General features: G+C 49.8%; 14 protein-coding genes. 8 read left to right on the top strand and 6 right to left on the bottom strand.

Translation table 11 applies throughout. The annotated features are described in order from the left end of the window. Nucleotides 1–57: 57 nt before the first annotated feature. The gene (gene polA, locus A3K86_RS00705; RefSeq protein ID WP_068326170.1) at nt 58–2,829 is read right to left on the bottom strand and encodes a DNA polymerase I; all 2,772 of its coding nucleotides are present in this window, start codon (nt 2,827–2,829) and stop codon (nt 58–60) included. Between the two features lie 376 nt (nt 2,830–3,205). On the opposite strand from polA, the gene elbB reads away from it, so the two are divergent. After that, nucleotides 3,206–3,856: an isoprenoid biosynthesis glyoxalase ElbB gene (gene elbB / locus A3K86_RS00700; RefSeq protein WP_068326167.1), complete on the top strand. Its 651-nt coding sequence runs from the start codon at nt 3,206–3,208 to the stop codon at nt 3,854–3,856. A 473-nt stretch (nt 3,857–4,329) separates the two neighbouring features. Here elbB and A3K86_RS00695 read toward each other — a convergent pair whose 3' ends face one another. The 4 genes from A3K86_RS00695 to recQ form a co-directional block, all read right to left on the bottom strand. Next, nucleotides 4,330–4,758 (bottom strand): GNAT family N-acetyltransferase, encoded by a 429-nt coding sequence (locus A3K86_RS00695; RefSeq protein ID WP_068326161.1) that lies wholly within the window; start codon nt 4,756–4,758, stop codon nt 4,330–4,332. Nucleotides 4,759–4,828: 70 nt separating this feature from the next. Continuing rightward, complete coding sequence (locus A3K86_RS00690) at nt 4,829–5,512, bottom strand: 7-cyano-7-deazaguanine/7-aminomethyl-7-deazaguanine transporter (protein WP_068326158.1); 684 nt, start codon at nt 5,510–5,512, stop codon at nt 4,829–4,831. A gap of 168 nt (nt 5,513–5,680) precedes the next feature. Continuing rightward, nucleotides 5,681–6,007: a DUF3630 family protein gene (locus tag A3K86_RS00685; protein ID WP_068326155.1), complete on the bottom strand. Its 327-nt coding sequence runs from the start codon at nt 6,005–6,007 to the stop codon at nt 5,681–5,683. 339 nt (nt 6,008–6,346) lie between these two features. After that, nucleotides 6,347–8,203, bottom strand: coding sequence for an ATP-dependent DNA helicase RecQ (recQ, locus tag A3K86_RS00680; protein ID WP_068326152.1), 1,857 nt, complete (start codon nt 8,201–8,203; stop codon nt 6,347–6,349). Nucleotides 8,204–8,374: 171 nt separating this feature from the next. On the opposite strand from recQ, the gene rarD reads away from it, so the two are divergent. The 4 genes from rarD (at nt 8,375) to ggt (ending at nt 13,011) form a co-directional block, all read left to right on the top strand. After that, complete coding sequence (gene rarD / locus A3K86_RS00675; RefSeq protein WP_068326150.1) at nt 8,375–9,286, top strand: EamA family transporter RarD; 912 nt, start codon at nt 8,375–8,377, stop codon at nt 9,284–9,286. A 123-nt stretch (nt 9,287–9,409) separates the two neighbouring features. After that, entirely contained in the window at nt 9,410–10,204 is a 795-nt protein-coding gene (locus A3K86_RS00670) for an AraC family transcriptional regulator (protein ID WP_068326148.1), read from the top strand. Nucleotides 10,205–10,315: 111 nt separating this feature from the next. Beyond that, nucleotides 10,316–11,008 carry a LysE family translocator gene (locus A3K86_RS00665; protein ID WP_068326307.1) on the top strand — a complete coding sequence of 231 codons (693 nt, stop codon included), beginning with the start codon at nt 10,316–10,318 and terminating at the stop codon, nt 11,006–11,008. A gap of 233 nt (nt 11,009–11,241) precedes the next feature. After that, the gene (ggt, locus tag A3K86_RS00660) at nt 11,242–13,011 is read left to right on the top strand and encodes a gamma-glutamyltransferase (protein WP_068326146.1); all 1,770 of its coding nucleotides are present in this window, start codon (nt 11,242–11,244) and stop codon (nt 13,009–13,011) included. Nucleotides 13,012–13,138: 127 nt separating this feature from the next. Here the strand turns inward: ggt and uvrD are convergent, their stop codons facing one another. Beyond that, nucleotides 13,139–15,310: a DNA helicase II gene (uvrD, locus tag A3K86_RS00655; protein WP_068326143.1), complete on the bottom strand. Its 2,172-nt coding sequence runs from the start codon at nt 15,308–15,310 to the stop codon at nt 13,139–13,141. 270 nt (nt 15,311–15,580) lie between these two features. Between uvrD and A3K86_RS00650 the strand changes: the two genes are divergently transcribed. From A3K86_RS00650 to A3K86_RS00640, 3 genes are read left to right on the top strand one after another with little or no spacing between them, the layout of a single operon-like run. After that, complete coding sequence (locus A3K86_RS00650) at nt 15,581–15,844, top strand: BufA1 family periplasmic bufferin-type metallophore (RefSeq protein WP_068326140.1); 264 nt, start codon at nt 15,581–15,583, stop codon at nt 15,842–15,844. Between the two features lie 25 nt (nt 15,845–15,869). Continuing rightward, on the top strand, nt 15,870–16,706 hold the full coding sequence (gene bufB / locus A3K86_RS00645) for an MNIO family bufferin maturase (RefSeq protein ID WP_068326304.1): 837 nt from the start codon (nt 15,870–15,872) through the stop codon (nt 16,704–16,706). After that, nucleotides 16,684–17,478, top strand: a complete 795-nt coding sequence (locus A3K86_RS00640) for an HvfC/BufC N-terminal domain-containing protein (protein ID WP_068326137.1) — start codon at nt 16,684–16,686, stop codon at nt 17,476–17,478. The genes bufB and A3K86_RS00640 overlap by 23 nt, the downstream gene beginning before the upstream one ends. Nucleotide 17,479 lies beyond the last annotated feature (1 nt).

Raw genomic sequence — 17,479 nt, 5'->3', positions numbered from 1 at the left:
TAGCCAGCAATGGCTGGCTATTAATCACTGAGTTAACGCTTTTTTAGCTGGAAACCCTTAGTGGGCTTGGTCCCAGTTATCACCAAAGCCTGCGTCAGCCACCAAAGGCACGTCCAATTTCGCCGCCGCTTCCATCAGTTCCTGCACTTGTTGAGTGACTGTTGCTAAATGTTCTTCCTGTACTTCAAATACAAGTTCATCGTGTACTTGCATTAGTAGTCGAACTTGACCTTCAGGTTGTTGTTGAACCCACTCATCGACCAGTACCATCGCACGTTTGATAATGTCAGCCGCTGTACCTTGCATTGGCGCATTGATCGCAGCACGCTCCGCGGCTTTACGACGCATACCGTTACGCGACTTGATATCAGGAAGGTGCAAACGGCGACCAAACAAGGTTTCTACATAGCCCTGCTCGCTTGCCGTATTACGGGTACTTTCCATGTATTCCAATACCCCTGGGTAACGCTCAAAGTACAGATCCATGTATTCCTGTGCTTCGTTACGTCCCATATCCAGCTGTTTCGCGAGACCAAAGGCACTCATACCGTAGATCAAACCGAAGTTGATCGCTTTCGCACGGCGACGTTGTTCGCTGGTTACAGACTCAAGCGGTAAGCCCAAAATCTCGGCTGCGGTAGCCGCGTGAATATCTTTACCATGACGGAACGCGTCCAATAACGCTTCATCGCCCGATAAGTGCGCCATGATACGCAGTTCGATTTGCGAGTAGTCGACCGCCAAGACTTTGTAACCAGTAGGGGCAACAAACGCCTGACGAATACGACGCCCTTCTTCGTTACGTACTGGGATATTTTGAAGGTTTGGATCGCTTGAAGACAAACGCCCCGTCGCTGTCACCGCTTGGTGATACGAGGTATGTACACGCCCAGTCGTTGGGTTCACCATCTTCGGCAGTTTATCCGTGTAGGTCGATTTGAGTTTCGACAGACTACGGTACTCTAGAATTAGTTTCGGCAGTGGGTAATCCAATGCAAGCTCTTGCAACACTTCTTCGTTAGTTGACGCCGCGCCCGATGGGGTCTTTTTCAAAATCGGCAGACCCATTTTCTCAAACAGGATCGCTTGCAGCTGTTTTGGCGAGCTCAAGTTAAACTCTTCGCCTGCAATCTCATACGCTTGCGCTTGAAGCTCTTCCAAGCGCGCACCTAATTCGTTCGATTGTGCGCCCATCAACATGCTATCGATCAGCACCCCGGTACGCTCGATGCGTGACAATACCGGTACTAACGGCATTTCAATATCTTCAAACACAGACTTCAGTTTGTCGTCTGCATTCACTTTCGCCATCAATACATTGTGCAAACGCAGCGTGATATCAGCATCTTCCGCAGCGTAAGGACCGGCTTGCTCAAGATCGATTTGGTTAAAGGTCAGTTGCTTCTTACCTTTACCCGCAATTTCTTCAAAGCTGATCGTCTTATGTTCCAAGTAACGTAGCGACAAGCTGTCCATATCATGACGGCCGACCACACTGTTAAACACGTACGACTCCAGCATGGTGTCGAATTTGATCCCCTGCATTTCAATGTCATAACGAGCAAGAATGCTGGCATCAAATTTCAGATTCTGACCCACTTTGGCACGCGTGCTGTCTTCAAGCAGTGGTTTCAATTGTGCCAAGACCCAATCACGATCCAGTTGCGCTGGTGCATCAAGGTAATCGTGCGCCACAGGCACGTACGCCGCTTTACCTTCTTCCACCGCAAACGACACCCCAACCAAATTTGCAGTCATGTAGTCTAAACCGTCGGTTTCGGTATCAAACGCGACCACTTCAGCATTGTTGAGGGTGTCAAGCCACGCAGTAAAGCTCGCTTCGTCGAGTACCGTTTCGTAACCACTGCGATCGATCACTGGCGCAACCACTTTTGGCTCAGCCGCCGCAGGTGCCGCTTTTTCATCAGCAACAATTTTGCCATCGCTGCCATCAAGCATTTCGCTCAACCAACGACGGAATTGCAGCTTACCAAACAGCTTGGTCAACTCATCGGTATCAGGATCAGCTTTGGTGAGCTCGTGCGGTTTCACATCAAGCTCAACATCAAGCTTAATGGTGGCTAACTCGTACGATAGATACGCAGCGTCTTTGTTATCCGTCAGCTTCTTCGGCATGGTTTTCGAGCCACGGAAACCCAATGCAGGAATATCATCAAGATTAGCGTATAGCGCATCTAAGCCCCCGATACCGGTTAATAGTGCTTTAGCCGTTTTCTCACCGACACCCGGTACGCCCGGAATGTTGTCGACCTTGTCTCCCATCAATGCAAGGTAGTCGATGATCAACTCAGGACCAATCCCGAATTTATCCACAACGCCAGCAGGATCCATCACCACATCTGTCATGGTGTTGATCAGGGTGATGTTTTCATCCACCAGCTGCGCCATATCTTTATCGCCGGTGCTGATCAGTACTGGCATGCCAGCTTTTGAGGCTTGGCTTGCCAAGGTACCGATCACGTCATCGGCTTCTACTCCAGAGATCGAGATCAACGGTAATCCCATTGCCTTGATCACCGCGTGCAGCGGTTCGATCTGACTGCGCAGATCATCCGGCATCGGCGGTCGATTCGCCTTATATTCCGGATACATATCATCACGGAACGTTTTGCCTTTCGCATCAAAAATAACCGCCACGTGCTCAGTCGAGAACTGACGCAGCATACTACGTAGCATGTTCACCACACCGTAAACCGCACCTGTTGGTTCACCATCAGAATTAGTGAAGTTCGGCGCAGCATGATACGCGCGGTAAAGATAAGATGATCCATCGATCAAAATAAGCGGGTTATCTGGAATAGTAGCCATAGAGATATTCTTATATCCGGAAAAGTCATCATGATTCGGCACACAGATTGCGCATAATATATGCTGAGAAAGGGAATCTGTATGGCGGGCTACTAGAATGCCACGTCAACCCGCCAGTGTTAACCTATGTTTTCCCCATCTTAGCCTTAATCTGTGGATAACTTTGTTAGTATTTAATTTTAAAGCTGGGATCAAAATTTTTAGACGGTTTTGACCGAAAAGCAAAACAAATTAAAATCAACAACTTATGCAAAAAGAGGCAAAAAGATCGACGATCGTGTGATGATCGTCCACTGTGGAAAACGTTAGCAAGACATTCTCAAAATTAACGCTTAGAGTCTAAAAATAGACAATTTTGACTAGAAAGGAAGCCAGAATGAAACGAATCGCGGTAATTTTAAGCGGCTGTGGCGTGTTTGACGGCAGCGAAATCCATGAAGCTGTACTCTCGCTCCATGCTATCGAGCAAGAAGGCGCCAGTTGGCACTGTTTTGCCCCTAACGTGGATCAACACCATGTGATCAACCACCTTACTGGCGAAGAAAGCCCAGAAACCCGCAATGTGTTGATCGAAGCGGCACGGATCGCCCGAGGTCAGATCCAAGATGTTGCTGAGCTGAATGTCCACCAATACGATGCCCTATTAGTACCAGGTGGCTTTGGCGCAGCCAAGAACCTGTCTGACTTTGCGCTCAAAGGCACCGCGTGCACCATCCACCCTGATGTACTGACGGCTTGCCAAGCTTTTGCCAATGCCGAGAAGCCCGCAGGCTATCTGTGCATTGCCCCAACCTTGATCCCACAAATCTACGGCTCGGGTGCTAAAGGTACGATCGGCTCGGATCCTGATACCGCCCATGCGTTCAACACTATGGGAGGCGAACACATCGAGTGCCCTGTGCACGATTTTGTACTCGATCAGAAGCGTCGTTTGCTTACCACCCCAGCCTACATGCTGGCGGGTAACCTGTCGGAAGCCGCTAGCGGGATCAATAAGCTCGTCCACAGCCTGATCAAACTGGCCTAACGAGAACAAAATAAGACGAGATGTTGGCTAACGTGGCGCCAAGCGTTATCAGTGAAGCGCTTGATTAACTCACTCGCTAACATCTTTATTATTTAGTGCCTTTGGCAAATTAAGTGCTCTAGGCAGCTCCCAAACAACACAGACGAGAAAGCGAAGCGATAATTGACGCGTTTACTGATAGAAAAGAAATTTACGGAAGACAGATAAAGAAAAAGCGGCGCTACTTTGGAAAGCGCCGCTCAGCAGAATTGGTTTGATTTTCCTAGCCCTACACCGGGAAACTCATCCATAGCTGAAGTACACTGGAAGCAATGTGAGCAATGTCGTGCCTTCAGAGCGCTGGCTGATGTGTACTGCCATCGCCTGAGTGCCCGTTAATAATAACCATTCTCATCTTGATTGCAAGCACTTATTGAGAATTATTTTCATTTAGTTGTTTATTGCTTTATCATTACCACTTCTTTTTGCTGCTATTACAAACGTTTAGTGAAGTATAAACGGTAATCCTCTACGCCATCTTTTTTCTCCAGATCCACGATCTGATACTGATTACGCAATAACAAACGCAACATCGCGGCGAAGCGATTCCGCGATTTGACGCTTAAAGTTTGGTATCCCTGCGCTTTAACCCAAGCCTCTTGCGCTTCTAGCAAGGCTTGTGCGACTCCTTGACCACGCCCTTGCGGAGCGACCCCACCGAGCCAGCTATAAAATTCGGTATCCGATTTTGCGTATCCAATCTTAACCCCAACCAGTTCACCAGCCACTTCAGCCACCAGTACCGAGCGGGGTTTATCACCTAAACGGGCTTCCAAGCTCGCCACACTCTCGCTATGCGCAAACTCACTAATCGCCGCCAATACGGTGACAGCTTCCGCCAAACTGGCTTCACGGATCTGCATATCTTCTCCCTTTTTCTATCTGCATCAGATAAAAAAGCCAGCGTAAACGCTGGCTTAAACAATCAATGATTTAGTTTACGACGATGTTATTCCCGTCGCTATCTTGGGTCTTTAAGGTCGTGAGCTTGTTGACCAGATAATTCAACAGCACTCCATACATAGGCACAAACAGACCTAAGCTAATCAAGAGCTTGAAGGTATAGTCTACCGTCGCAATCTCTACCCAGTTTTCCGCCATAAAGGCATCCGGACTGTTGTAGAAAGCGATCGAGAAGAACGCCAAGGTATCAAGCGCGTTACCAAAGATAGTCGAACAAGTCGGCGCGACCCACCAGCTTTTCACTTGGCGTAAGCGGTTAAAGACCGATACATCCAAGATCTGCCCCAGCAAGTAAGCCATAAAGCTAGCAACCGCGATCCGTGCCACAAACAAGTTAAACTCGGTCAAGTGTCCGATCCCTTGGTATTCCCCTTGGAAAAAGAGCACCGAGAGCACATACGAAATCAACAGCGCAGGCATCATCACTCGTAAAATAATCTTACGCGCCATGCTGGCACCGAAAATACGTACCGTTAAGTCTGTCGCTAAAAAGATAAACGGGAAGGTAAAGGCGCCCCATGTGGTGTGAAAACCAAACACAGTAAATGGCAATTGCACCAGATAGTTACTGGAGGCAATGATCACCAAATGGAATACCACTAACAAAGATAAAGCTTGGCGCTGCTGAGCAGGCGTAAATTGCGAAGTCGTCATTGAAGAGACCTTTTTGTCATTGGGGGAGAGGGAACCCAAATATACATACCGCGCTAGATTCTCATCCCTAGCGTGACCAAGCGGGCGATTATACAGTAACCACTTTGACTGCCTAGCCCTGAAACGCACATTCCAGCAATGTAATCGTTCTCGACCGTCAATCCACGGTTAACACACTTGGCTATCGTCTTGTGGCAGCAAGGATGCGATAAACGCCAAGGTTTCATTATCGCGCGTCGACATCGCTTCAATCCAGACCGCACCACTGTAATGCTCGCCTTTAAGGAGCAATTGGCAACCTTCAAAGTCGATCAGCCACACATGCAGATCGGCATTTAACTCCTTTTCCACCACAGTGGCATCAATTTGGAGCAATAAGGCTTCAGCCATGGCAGCAAACGAATCAAAGTCAAAGTCAGGTCCGATTAACATCAGGTGGCCACTGGCAAGATCGAGGCGGCGAACGGCGAAAAAAGGAGAGGAAGAAATAGCCATAAATTGTCCTTAATTGAAGGAGTTAGAAGCAAGGTTTTGCTAATTAGTCGGATTCCTGTAACCAATTGTTGCTATGGGTATCAAACCATAAGGGGGCTATAGCCAACGGCTATAGGTTCATGGTCTTATACTCGCGTTGTCAACGTTAGGCATCACGAGGCTCATCATCCGTGAGGTCTACAGGCAACTCGGTGAAATTAACATTCTCACCAAATACGCAAGCTGTTTTGTAGCGACGATAACCTAATCCAGATTATGCCTAGATTATGTTAGACACGCATTTTGTACCGGACCCGGATAAGTCCGGTATTTTTTTGTCTGCATTTTATGGACAGCGGGCTACACCCCTGCTGGGTATTCCACGGTTGCGACCAAGTGCTCTTCAATCATGGTCAAAAACGCCTGACCATATTTTTCCAACTTGCGTTGCCCAACGCCATTCACAGCCAGCAATGCACTGTCTGACGTCGGCAGCTTTTCCGCCATTTCCATTAAGCTGGCATCGTTAAACACCACATAAGGCGGGATGTCATCTTCATCGGCAATGGCTTTGCGCAGCTTACGGAGTTTGGCAAACAGCTTCTTATCGTAATGGCGACTGGCAAGCTTATCGCTTTTGGCATTCCGCACCACACTGTCTAACCGTGGCACTGCTAGCTCTAACGCCACTTCTCCGCGCAACACCGCGCGCGCTTTTTCGGTTAGCTGCAAGGTTGAGCTGCGCATGATATTTTGATTCAACAGCCCTAAGTGGATCAGCTGACGAAAGATGCTAACCCAAAACTCGTGGCTTTGCTCACGACCAATGCCGTAGGTGGTGAGCTTATCGTGGCCGTGTTCGCGAATGCGCTGATTTTGCATCCCACGCAACACTTCGACTACGTAAGTCATACCGAAGTTTTGCTTCACGCGATACACGCACGACAAGGCTTTTTGCGCCACTTCCAAGCCATCAAACCGCTTAGGCGGGTCGAGACAGATATCGCAGTTACCACACGGCTCGGCACGGTGTTCGCCAAAATAGTGGAGTAACACTTGGCGACGACAGGTTTGCGCTTCGGCAAATGCCCCCATCGCATTGAGCTTATGGCTCTCTACCCGTTTTTGCTCGCCTTCTTCTTTCTCATCCAAGCAGCGGCGTAGCCACGCCAAATCAGCCGGATCATAGAAAGTTACCGCTTCAGCAGGCAAGCCATCACGCCCAGCTCGGCCCGTTTCTTGGTAGTAAGATTCGATATTGCGCGGCACATCATAGTGAACCACGAACCGTACATTGGGTTTGTTGATCCCCATACCGAACGCCACCGTGGCGACCACAATTTGAATGTCATCGCGTTGGAAGCCCTCTTGGACATAGGCGCGCTCATCAAACTCTAGCCCAGCATGGTAGGCTGCCGCGCGGATCCCTTCACCGCACAACTTTTCGCAAATCTGCTCGACGCGCTTACGGCTATTGCAATAGATGATCCCGCACTGACCGCGCACACCCGCCAAATAACGGAGTAACTGCGCCATCGGCTTGTATTTTTCCTGCAAGGTATAGCGAATATTAGGGCGGTCAAAGCTGCCCAAATAAATATGAGGGTCGCTGAGCTGTAAGCGACTAATGATGTCATTACGGGTGGTGTCATCGGCTGTGGCGGTAAGCGCCAAAATGGCGATATCAGGAAAATGCTGCTTGAGCATTCCCAGCTCAGCATACTCACGACGAAAATCGTGTCCCCACTGCGAGATACAGTGTGCTTCATCAACAGCCACCATTTGCAGCGGGCAGGTTTTTAAGCGCTCGATAAAATCGAACATCAACGCCCGCTCCGGCGAGACATACACCAGCTTAAGTTGTCCGGCTTGCATCGCTTCAAACGTTTCCATCACAGCTTCACGGCTCATGGTGGAATTTAGATAGGCGGCAGCGACCCCGTTAGCTTTCAGTTGGTCAACCTGATCTTTCATCAACGAAATCAGCGGTGAAATCACCAAGGTCAAACCATCGAGCATCAAAGCCGGAATTTGGTAACACAGAGATTTACCGCCACCGGTTGGCATGATCACCAAACCATCACGGCCTTGTGCCACGCTGTCGATCACTTGCTGCTGACCGTCACGAAATGCTTGGTAACCAAACACCTCCTGCAAAATCTGTTCGCTGGATGATGCAGTAACCTGAGGTATGGACTCGGCGCAGCTGGATGACATAACACGGCTCTTTTAACTTTGGGGCGAGTATTCTATACCAAACGACCGCGCTGGGCATTCCCTGTTGAATCTGATTGGTTTATGAACAACTCTCGTTTTATACTGCTGGCACGTTTTTCCGCAAAAAAACACAACATTTTTCCACTTCTATACAACAAGATCGCATTATCAATGGACGAACAAGCGCAACAAACCCGTCGCGGGATCATCTTGGCCCTTGCGGCCTATACCATGTGGGGTATCGCCCCGGTTTACTTCAAATCTCTCCAGCATGTGAGTGCGCTGGAGATCCTCAGCCATCGTGTGATTTGGTCATTCTTCTTTTTAGCGGGCTTGATTGGCTTGCGCCGTCATTGGAGCAAAGTCAGCACCGTTATGCGCCAACCCAAGATGCTTGGCTTACTCGCCCTGACCTCGGTATTAGTCGGGAGCAACTGGCTGATTTTTATTTGGGCGATCAATAACAACTACATGCTCGATGCTAGTCTTGGTTATTACATTAACCCTTTATTTAATGTGGTTTTGGCTATGGTGTTCCTTGGCGAGCGTCTACGCCCCTTACAATGGGTAGCTGTTAGCTTGGCCGCATGTGGCGTATTGGTACAGCTGATCAAATTCGGCTCGCTCCCTTGGATTGCACTGGCATTAGCCGCCACCTTTGCCTGCTACGGCTTACTGCGCAAAAAGGTCAACCTTGATGCACAAACAGGCTTGTTCATCGAAACCTGTCTCTTACTGCCTGTAGCCGCCAGTTATGTACTCTTGATTGCCGATACTCCAACCTCAAACTGGGCGCTTAACCCTACTAGCACCAACTTATTGCTGATGGCGGCGGGGATAGTCACAACGGTACCGCTGCTGTGCTTTACAGGCGCAGCCACCAAGTTGCGCTTCTCGACCCTTGGCTTTTTCCAATACATAGGGCCGAGCTTGATGTTCATTTTGGCGGTCACCGTTTACGGTGAAGCATTCACTCTCGACAAAGGCATCACCTTCGGTTTTATTTGGGCTGGTTTGATGATATTCAGTGCTGACGGCTTACGCACCCATCGCCACAATAAAAAACAGATCCCCACAGGTTAAGAGACTCGCGGTTTAATCCATGGCCATACGGTACTGTGACTTTTTTACAAGCCGCACCGTCATGGCTATGGTCTACTTAAGGGGAGCCAAGCAAAACATGCAGAATCAACGGGGAGCATTGCTATGAATAGAATCAACCATCGCAAAAGCCCCATTGATGACATCAACCTGATTGATGCTCACTATCAAAGCTTTGCATTCAAGCGCCACTATCACTTGGATTACCATTTAGGCTTGATCACTCAAGGCCAGCAACAATACTTCTACCAAGGTACCAAACACACGGCTGGCGCGGGACAATTAGTGATCATGCCACCTGATGAAATCCACGATGGCCAACCCAAAGAACAATCAGGCTATCACGTCAAAGTGTTTAGCATTACGCCGGATTGGTTAAGCCAGCAGGCAGAAGAGGTATCAGGCAAAACCCACTATAGCTTTCCGCAAAACAACATTGCTGATCGGCCGTTATTCCACCAACTCACTCAACTACATCAACAACTAGAGAGCCCATTCATCTCTCAGCTAGCAAAAGACAGCTTACCGATCGAATCATTTTCCTATTTGTTAACCCATTATGGTCAAGTCCGAGAAATAGGAATCACCGCCTTAGGCAGTAAAGACTTGTCTCAGTTGCGTGACTATGTGATGGCTCATTTAGATCAAAAAATCGGCTTAGACGATTTGGCAACCTTATGTCAACTCAGCCCATCGCAAATGCTACGCCAATTTAAAAAAGCAACGGGGATGACCCCATACGCTTGGCTAGCCAGATTACGACTCGAGCATGCGATGGCACTATTAAAAGCAGGATTTAGCAGTACCGAAGTGGCTTATCACGTCGGCTTTTACGACCAAGCGCATTTTACCAATGCCTTTAAAAACACCTACGGTATTGCCCCTTCACACATTAAATAACCCCAATCGCCCTCACTGTCATTTTTTTACAAGCGTCCATTTGAATACTGCGGCATGCTATTCACCATTGGGCATGCCGCCCAGTTATTTGAAGGATATCGCACCACAATGATCAACGAAGCCACCACCCTATTAACACTTGTGACTGTTCACGTGATTGCCTTAATGAGCCCAGGCCCTGACTTTGCCTTAGTGGTCCAAAATGCAGGTCGCTATGGTCGCCAAACAGGGATCAGCATTGCGTTAGGACTATCCCTTGGCATCTTGATGCATTCTATTTTGAGCCTCACAGGCGCCAGCTTGCTGATCAAACAACACCCGACCCTCTTTGCCTTGCTGCAAGCTGCCGGTGGCTGTTACTTACTGTATCTAGGTATTGGCGCTGTCAAAGCGATTCTGACACCGCTATGGCAACAACGTCGCTCCCAATCTGCAGGGGCACTCGCACCTAGCGAGCCATCCTCACAGCCACAACCAACCAAGCCTGCGAAAGTAGATCTCAGCAGTCGCAAACGGGCACTGCTCAAAGGCTTTACCACCAATATCTTAAACCCTAAGGCGTTGGTGTTTTTCTTAAGTCTGCTGTCCACTTTAGTACCTGCGGATATGTCACTGACAGGCAAAGTCGGGGCGATTTTCATCCTGTGGCTGACCGCTTTTATGTGGTTTGCGATGCTGGCATGGCTACTGACGGGTAAGCGCTTGCAGCAGAAATTGCACCGCGCCGCGCCTTATATCGACGGTGTGTGTGGGGTATTGTTTATCTCGATTGGCTCGATGATTTTGCTCAACCTAATCAACTAACTGCGCCATTGGTAATACGGTTCGAAACAACATCGCGACGCACGGCAGCAGACCCACTCCAAAGGGAGTTTGAGTCGGAGCACAAAAACTGGTGATAAATTAGACGCCATCACTGAACGCTGCCACTCTTGGCACTGATGCAAAAAGACGATGACCAAAAGTCTTATGCCAAAAGAGATACGCAAAAGGAATGCTGTTCTTTGGGGTCTCCCATCAGCCAAGAAGGAATCAAGATGTCGCGCGATCGTATTACTCCATTCGCCACGCTCGCCATGAGCGTGGCTTTATCGTTGAACTGTGCGCCGTTATTCGCCAGCCAACAAACCGCAGACAGTGTCGCCCCCGAAGCCGCGACTGACCGCCAACAACAAAGCATGGTCAAAGGCGAAGAATGGATGGTCGCCTCAGCGAACCCGCTCGCCAGTGAAGCAGGCGCTGACATCTTACGCCAAGGCGGGAATGCCATTGATGCGATGATTGCCACCCAATTAGTACTCGGTTTAGTCGAGCCACAATCTTCCGGGATCGGCGGCGGCGCGTTTTTGGTTTATTGGGACAACCACAGCAACACTTTAACCACCTACGATGGACGTGAAACCGCCCCTTATGCTGTCACCCCGATTTTGTTTCAAGACCAACAAGGTAACCCGCTCAAGTTCTTCGATGCTGTAATTGGCGGTCGCTCGGTCGGCACTCCAGGTACGGTCAAGCTACTCTGGCATACCCACCAAAGACGCGGCAAATTAGGGTGGAAGAAACTGTTCGCTCCGGCGATCAAACTGGCCCAAGACGGCTTTACCGTCAGCCCTCGCTTGGCAGCACTGGTCGCGAAAGATCAAGAGTATCTTCAGCGTTACCCTACCACCCGAGCGTATTTCTTTGATGACCAAGGGCAACCGATCCAAGCTGGGCAAACCTTAAAAAACCCGCAATATGCCGCGACTTTGCGTCAAATCGCCGAACACGGTGCCAGTGCGTTTTACCATGGCGCGATTGCCAAAGACATCGTCAAAGCCGTTCGTGAAGTGGAAGATAACCCTGGGGTACTGAGCGTGATGGACTTGGCGACCTACCAAGTCAAACAACGCCCCGCCATTTGCGCTCCGTATCGCCAATACCAAATTTGCGGCATGGGACCGCCTAGCTCAGGTGCGCTGACGTTGGGGCAAATCATGGGCATGCTAAGCCATTACCCGCTCGATAAAATGGGGGCCGATGACGTTCACAGTTGGCGTTTATTGGGGGATGCATCGCGCTTGGCTTTTGCCGATCGTGGGTTATACATGGCTGACAGCGATTACGTGCCGATGCCAACCCGAGGATTATTGGCAGAAGACTACCTCAGCCAACGGGCAGCACTACTGAAAGACAAACAAGCACTCAAAGAAGCCAAAGCAGGAGAACCTCGCTGGCACTATGCCATGCCCCTAGCTCAAGATGAGTCGCTTGAGCTGCCTTCCACCAGCCACTTTTCGATTGTCGATCGCGACCGCAACGTCGTCTCGATGACCACCACCATTGAAAATGGTTTTGGCTCGCGCTTGATGGTGCGCGGCTTCTTACTCAACAACGAATTAACCGACTTTTCGTTCCGGAGCCATGTGGACGGGCGCCCCATCGCCAACCGTGTAGAACCGGGCAAGCGTCCTCGCTCGTCAATGGCCCCCACCATAGTGATGCAAGATGACAAACCGCTGCTCGCTATCGGCTCTCCGGGCGGTAGCCAAATCATCGGTTATGTAGCTAAAACCTTGGTCGGTCACCTCGATTGGGGATTGGATCTGCAGCAGGCGATCGACTTGCCCAACATGAACAACCGTTTCGGTCCGTTCGAGTTAGAGCAAGGCACCGCAGCAGAGCAATGGGCGCCGAAACTCGAACAACTGGGCTTTGACACCAAAATCAAACCGCTGAATTCTGGGGTGCAAGCCATTCGCCTTGATGGCAAGACGCTTATCGGTGCTGCCGACCCTCGCCGTGAAGGCAAGGTAATTGCCGAATAGCCCCTATCACCCTCCCAAAAAACAACAAGCCCGCAGCGTGACACTGCGGGCTTGTTTCATTCAGCATGGCTGTATGGGGGAGATGAGTGCGATAGTCGCAGCACTGTTACCCAGCCATAACTTAGAATTACATGGCTTCCAGTTTCGCGTACTGCGTTACCAACCACTTGATCCCTTCACCATTGAAGGCAACCTGCACACGGCTCTGGGCACCGCTACCTTCAAAGTTGATGATGGTGCCTTCACCAAATTTCGGGTGTTGAACACGCTGCCCCAAGCTAAAGCCGGTCTGGTTAAAGTTATCGTTCACGACCGTTTGGCTAAAGCGACCACTCGATGCTGGGCGCGACACCTGTGCTTTCATTCGCACTTCTTCGATGTATTGCTCTGGGATCTCGCGGATAAAGCGTGAAGGTTTGTGGTAGTTATCTTTACCATACAAACGACGCATTTCAGCATACGTGATATACAGCTTCTGCATTGCACGGGTCATCCCCACGTAACACAGACGACGCTCTTCTTCTAAACGTCCCACTTCTTCGGTCGTACGCGAGCTTGGGAACATACCTTCCTCAACACCCACCATAAATACCACTGGGAATTCCAAACCTTTAGCACTGTGCATCGTCATTAGCTGAACTGCATCAGTAAACTCATCGGCCTGACCTTCACCTGCTTCCAATGCCGCATGCGACAAGAACGCCGACAGCGGACTCATATCCTCGGCTTCTTCCGGCACTTCAAACTGACGAGTCGCTGTCACCAGCTCTTCCAAGTTCTCAATTCGCGCTTGGGCCTTCTCGCCTTTTTCTTGCTCGTACATGGCACGCAAACCCGAGTTACGGATCACCTCATCGGTCTGCTGGTACATTGGCAGCTCTGCGGTGTCGTCTTCCAGCGCGTTCACTAATTCGATAAAACGGCGTAGCGCATTAGCAGCGCGTCCTGCTAATACTTGCTCTTCAAGCAAAGCAACACTGGCTTGCCACATCGTCATGCCGCGGTCGCGCGCCGCCAGACGAATGGTTTCAAGCGTACGATCACCAATACCACGCGTTGGGGTATTCACGACGCGCTCAAACGAAGCATCATCGTTACGGTTAGCCATCAAACGCAGGTAAGAAAGCGCATCTTTGATTTCTTGGCGCTCGAAGAAACGCATCCCACCGTAGATGCGATAAGGCATCCCCGCTTGGATCAACGCTTCTTCCAATACCCGCGATTGGGCGTTGCTACGGTACAGGAATGCTGTTTCATTCAACATTCCGCCCTTATCACGCCACTCTTTAATTTTACCTACTGCAAAACGCGCTTCATCCAACTCGTTAAACGCCGAGTAGACAGAGATCGGCTCGCCTTCGGCGCCGTCGGTCCACAGGTTCTTACCCATGCGTTCATTATTGTTGGCGATCAGTTCGTTCGCAGCTTTTAGAATGTTGCCGGTCGAGCGGTAATTCTGCTCCAAGAAAATTGACGACGCACCAGCGAAGTCACGCAGGAAACGCTGGATGTTTTCGACTTTAGCGCCACGCCAACCGTAAATTGACTGGTCATCATCACCCACGATCATCACGTGACAGTCAGGCCCTGCCATCAAGCGCAGCCAAGCAAACTGAATGCTGTTGGTATCTTGGAATTCATCCACCAAGATATGCTTAAAGCGCGCTTGATAGTGCTCACGAATGTGTTTGTTATCGCGGATCAGCTCAAACGCACGCAACAATAGCTCAGCAAAATCGACCAAGCCCGCGCGGTCACACGCTTCTTGGTAAGCGGTGTACAAGCGCAGCCAAGTTTGCTCAACCGGATCGTTGAAAGTATCGATGTGCTGCGGACGCAAGCCTTCGTCTTTTTTACCATTGATGTACCACACCCCTTGGCGAGCCGGCCATTGCTTCTCGTCCAAGTTGTGGGACTTGATCAAACGACGCATCAAACGCATCTGATCGTCAGAATCGAGGATATTAAAATCTTCCGGTAGACGAGCTTCAAGGTAATGGGCGCGCAAAATACGGTGACACAAGCCGTGGAAAGTACCGTTCCACATCCCCGCAGACGAGCCCTGCATCAGCTCGTTAATACGACCACGCATCTCCGCTGCCGCTTTGTTGGTGAAGGTCACCGACATGATTGAGTAAGGCGACGCTTGCTCAATCGACATTAACCACGCGATGCGATGAACCAGTACCCGTGTTTTACCACTGCCAGCCCCCGCCAGTACCAAATGATTTCCTAACGGTGCCGCCACCGCTTCGCGTTGTTTGTCATTAAGACCATCTAACAGGAGTGATACGTCCATCGCTATCTACTGGTTATTTATACAATGCTGTCGATTATAACAGCTCAGCTTGAGAATACTTATCTGAGTTTCAATCTCTTGCTGACTATTTTTTGTTCTATGCTTGGAAATAGCAAGAAGTTGCACCTCGGTGAAAAAAGTTAAAAAAAGGTGAAATTAATTTCTTGCTAGCCCTTTCTTATGTTCCGAGAGCGCCAATTAAGCGCCAAATAAAACCGAAAGGAAACGTTGCTACACCAAGCAACAGTCAGCGTATAAAGAGGAATTATTATGAAGAAGACTAACATTGCCGTAGCCACTGCTGTTTCTGGTCTAATTGCACTTGCTGGTACTATGGCGTCAACATCTGCGGTTGCTGCTGATGGTGCCAAAGAAAAATGTTATGGCGTAGCCAAAGCAGGCAAAAATGATTGTGCAACCAAAACCAGTTCGTGTGCTGGTACATCGAAAGTCGACGGACAAAAAGATGCGTTCATTATGGTTCCTAAGGGCTTGTGTGACCGTCTAGCTGGTAGCTCGTCAGAGGCGAAATAATTTGAGCACACTGACTCAGCAACAGATGGTTGGGGTGGGCTTACGCTCCCCCCACATCTCACAAATCATCGACCAAAAGCCCAATATCGGCTGGCTTGAAATTCACAGCGAAAACTACTTCAACCCCCACTCCATTGCACGACAACAACTAAGGGAAATAGCCAACCACTACCCTGTCAGTTGTCATGGCATTGGTTTGTCACTCGGCTCTGCCGATCCGATTGATAACCACCACTTGAAACAGCTCAAGCAGTTGGTGGATGAAATCAACCCCATCGCGGTGTCGGATCATTTGAGTTGGAGTTCGGTGGATGGACAGTTTTTTAACGACTTGCTGCCATTACCTTATACCGAGCAAGCGCTAACCAATTTCTGCCGCAAGGTCGACCAAGTACAAGACTTCCTTGGTCGTGAGTTTTTAGTCGAAAACCCATCGAGTTACTTAAGTTTCTCGCAGTCACAAATACCTGAGTGGGAATTTCTGCACGAAGTGCAGCAGCGTACCGGATGTGGTTTATTGCTCGATTTCAACAATATCTATGTCAGCAGCTTTAATCACAATTTTGACTGCCAGCAATACATCGCGGCGCTCGACCCAAAGGCGGTGAAAGAAATTCACCTCGCGGGTTTTACGGTCAAAGAGTTTGAACAAGGGGAAATCTGGATTGATACCCACAGCCGCCCGGTAAGCGATCATGTGTGGCTACTGTATCAACTCTGGGTTCGCCAGCATGGCGCGGTCCCGACTCTGATTGAATGGGATCTCGATATTCCCGATTTAGCGGTGCTATTGGCCGAAGCCGATAAAGCCACCACCATCATCACGCAGGAGGCACAACATGGACAAATCACCACCTCGTAATGATGGCGCTCATGATGAACAGTCAACACTCCACCAGCTCCAACAAGACTTCGCCACCGCGCTGCATTATCAACCTAGCCCTATCGCTGAGCAGATCCAAGCCGGACGCTTTCCTGCCGAGCAGTTATTGCAGGTCTATCGCAACAACTTTGTTATCAGCCTATGCGAGGTTCTCGAAGCCACCTATCCTTGCACCCAAGCGGTATTGGGCGAAGAGTGTTTTACCCAACTTGCTCGTCAGCACGTCCTCAACTATCCATTGAAGCAAGGGGATGTCACGCCTTACGGTGCCTGCTTTGGCAAAACCGCGTGCACCCATCCCAGCTTGATCGAAGCCGTGCCTTATATTTTTGAGCTCATTCAACTCGAGTGGCTGATCGACATGGCCAGCCAACACCAAGCGCACCATATTCATTTTCCGTTCGAGAAACTCCAGCACCTGACCGAAGCCAATATTGGCAACGCCCGGCTTGAGGTTCCCGAGCACACGTATTTACTCGATAGTCACTATCCGGTGAGTAGCATCTGGCATATGGTGCGCGAAGATCGGGTAGAGCACATCGATTTACACCAAGCGGAATCTGTCATCGTCCAACACCACCACGATCAGTTACAAGTCCTGACCACCACACCAGCAGCCACAAGCTTGGTGCGCCTCAGCCAGCAACACCACACGCTGAGCGAAGCAGACGATGCCATGATGGCGATCCTCGGCGAGTTGCTACAACAACACGTCTTTTCCGATATTCACGGCCTGACAGAGGGAGACTGAG

It is taken from the genome of Photobacterium jeanii (assembly GCF_001650345.1).
Taxonomy (GTDB): Bacteria; Pseudomonadota; Gammaproteobacteria; order Enterobacterales; family Vibrionaceae; genus Photobacterium; species Photobacterium jeanii.
Note: the sequence above shows the minus strand (reverse complement) of the source record. Positions and strands in the feature narration are given on the sequence as shown.

Excerpts from the sequence above, each read along its gene's own strand:
- polA (WP_068326170.1), bottom strand. The coding sequence starts at position 2,829 with ATGGCTACTATTCCAGATAACCCGCTTATTTTGATCGATGGATCATCT.
- elbB (WP_068326167.1), top strand. The coding sequence starts at position 3,206 with ATGAAACGAATCGCGGTAATTTTAAGCGGCTGTGGCGTGTTTGACGGC.
- A3K86_RS00695 (WP_068326161.1), bottom strand. The coding sequence starts at position 4,758 with ATGCAGATCCGTGAAGCCAGTTTGGCGGAAGCTGTCACCGTATTGGCG.
- A3K86_RS00690 (WP_068326158.1), bottom strand. The coding sequence starts at position 5,512 with ATGACGACTTCGCAATTTACGCCTGCTCAGCAGCGCCAAGCTTTATCT.
- A3K86_RS00685 (WP_068326155.1), bottom strand. The coding sequence starts at position 6,007 with ATGGCTATTTCTTCCTCTCCTTTTTTCGCCGTTCGCCGCCTCGATCTT.
- recQ (WP_068326152.1), bottom strand. The coding sequence starts at position 8,203 with ATGTCATCCAGCTGCGCCGAGTCCATACCTCAGGTTACTGCATCATCC.
- rarD (WP_068326150.1), top strand. The coding sequence starts at position 8,375 with ATGGACGAACAAGCGCAACAAACCCGTCGCGGGATCATCTTGGCCCTT.
- A3K86_RS00670 (WP_068326148.1), top strand. The coding sequence starts at position 9,410 with ATGAATAGAATCAACCATCGCAAAAGCCCCATTGATGACATCAACCTG.
- ggt (WP_068326146.1), top strand. The coding sequence starts at position 11,242 with ATGTCGCGCGATCGTATTACTCCATTCGCCACGCTCGCCATGAGCGTG.
- uvrD (WP_068326143.1), bottom strand. The coding sequence starts at position 15,310 with ATGGACGTATCACTCCTGTTAGATGGTCTTAATGACAAACAACGCGAA.
- A3K86_RS00650 (WP_068326140.1), top strand. The coding sequence starts at position 15,581 with ATGAAGAAGACTAACATTGCCGTAGCCACTGCTGTTTCTGGTCTAATT.
- bufB (WP_068326304.1), top strand. The coding sequence starts at position 15,870 with ATGGTTGGGGTGGGCTTACGCTCCCCCCACATCTCACAAATCATCGAC.
- A3K86_RS00640 (WP_068326137.1), top strand. The coding sequence starts at position 16,684 with ATGGACAAATCACCACCTCGTAATGATGGCGCTCATGATGAACAGTCA.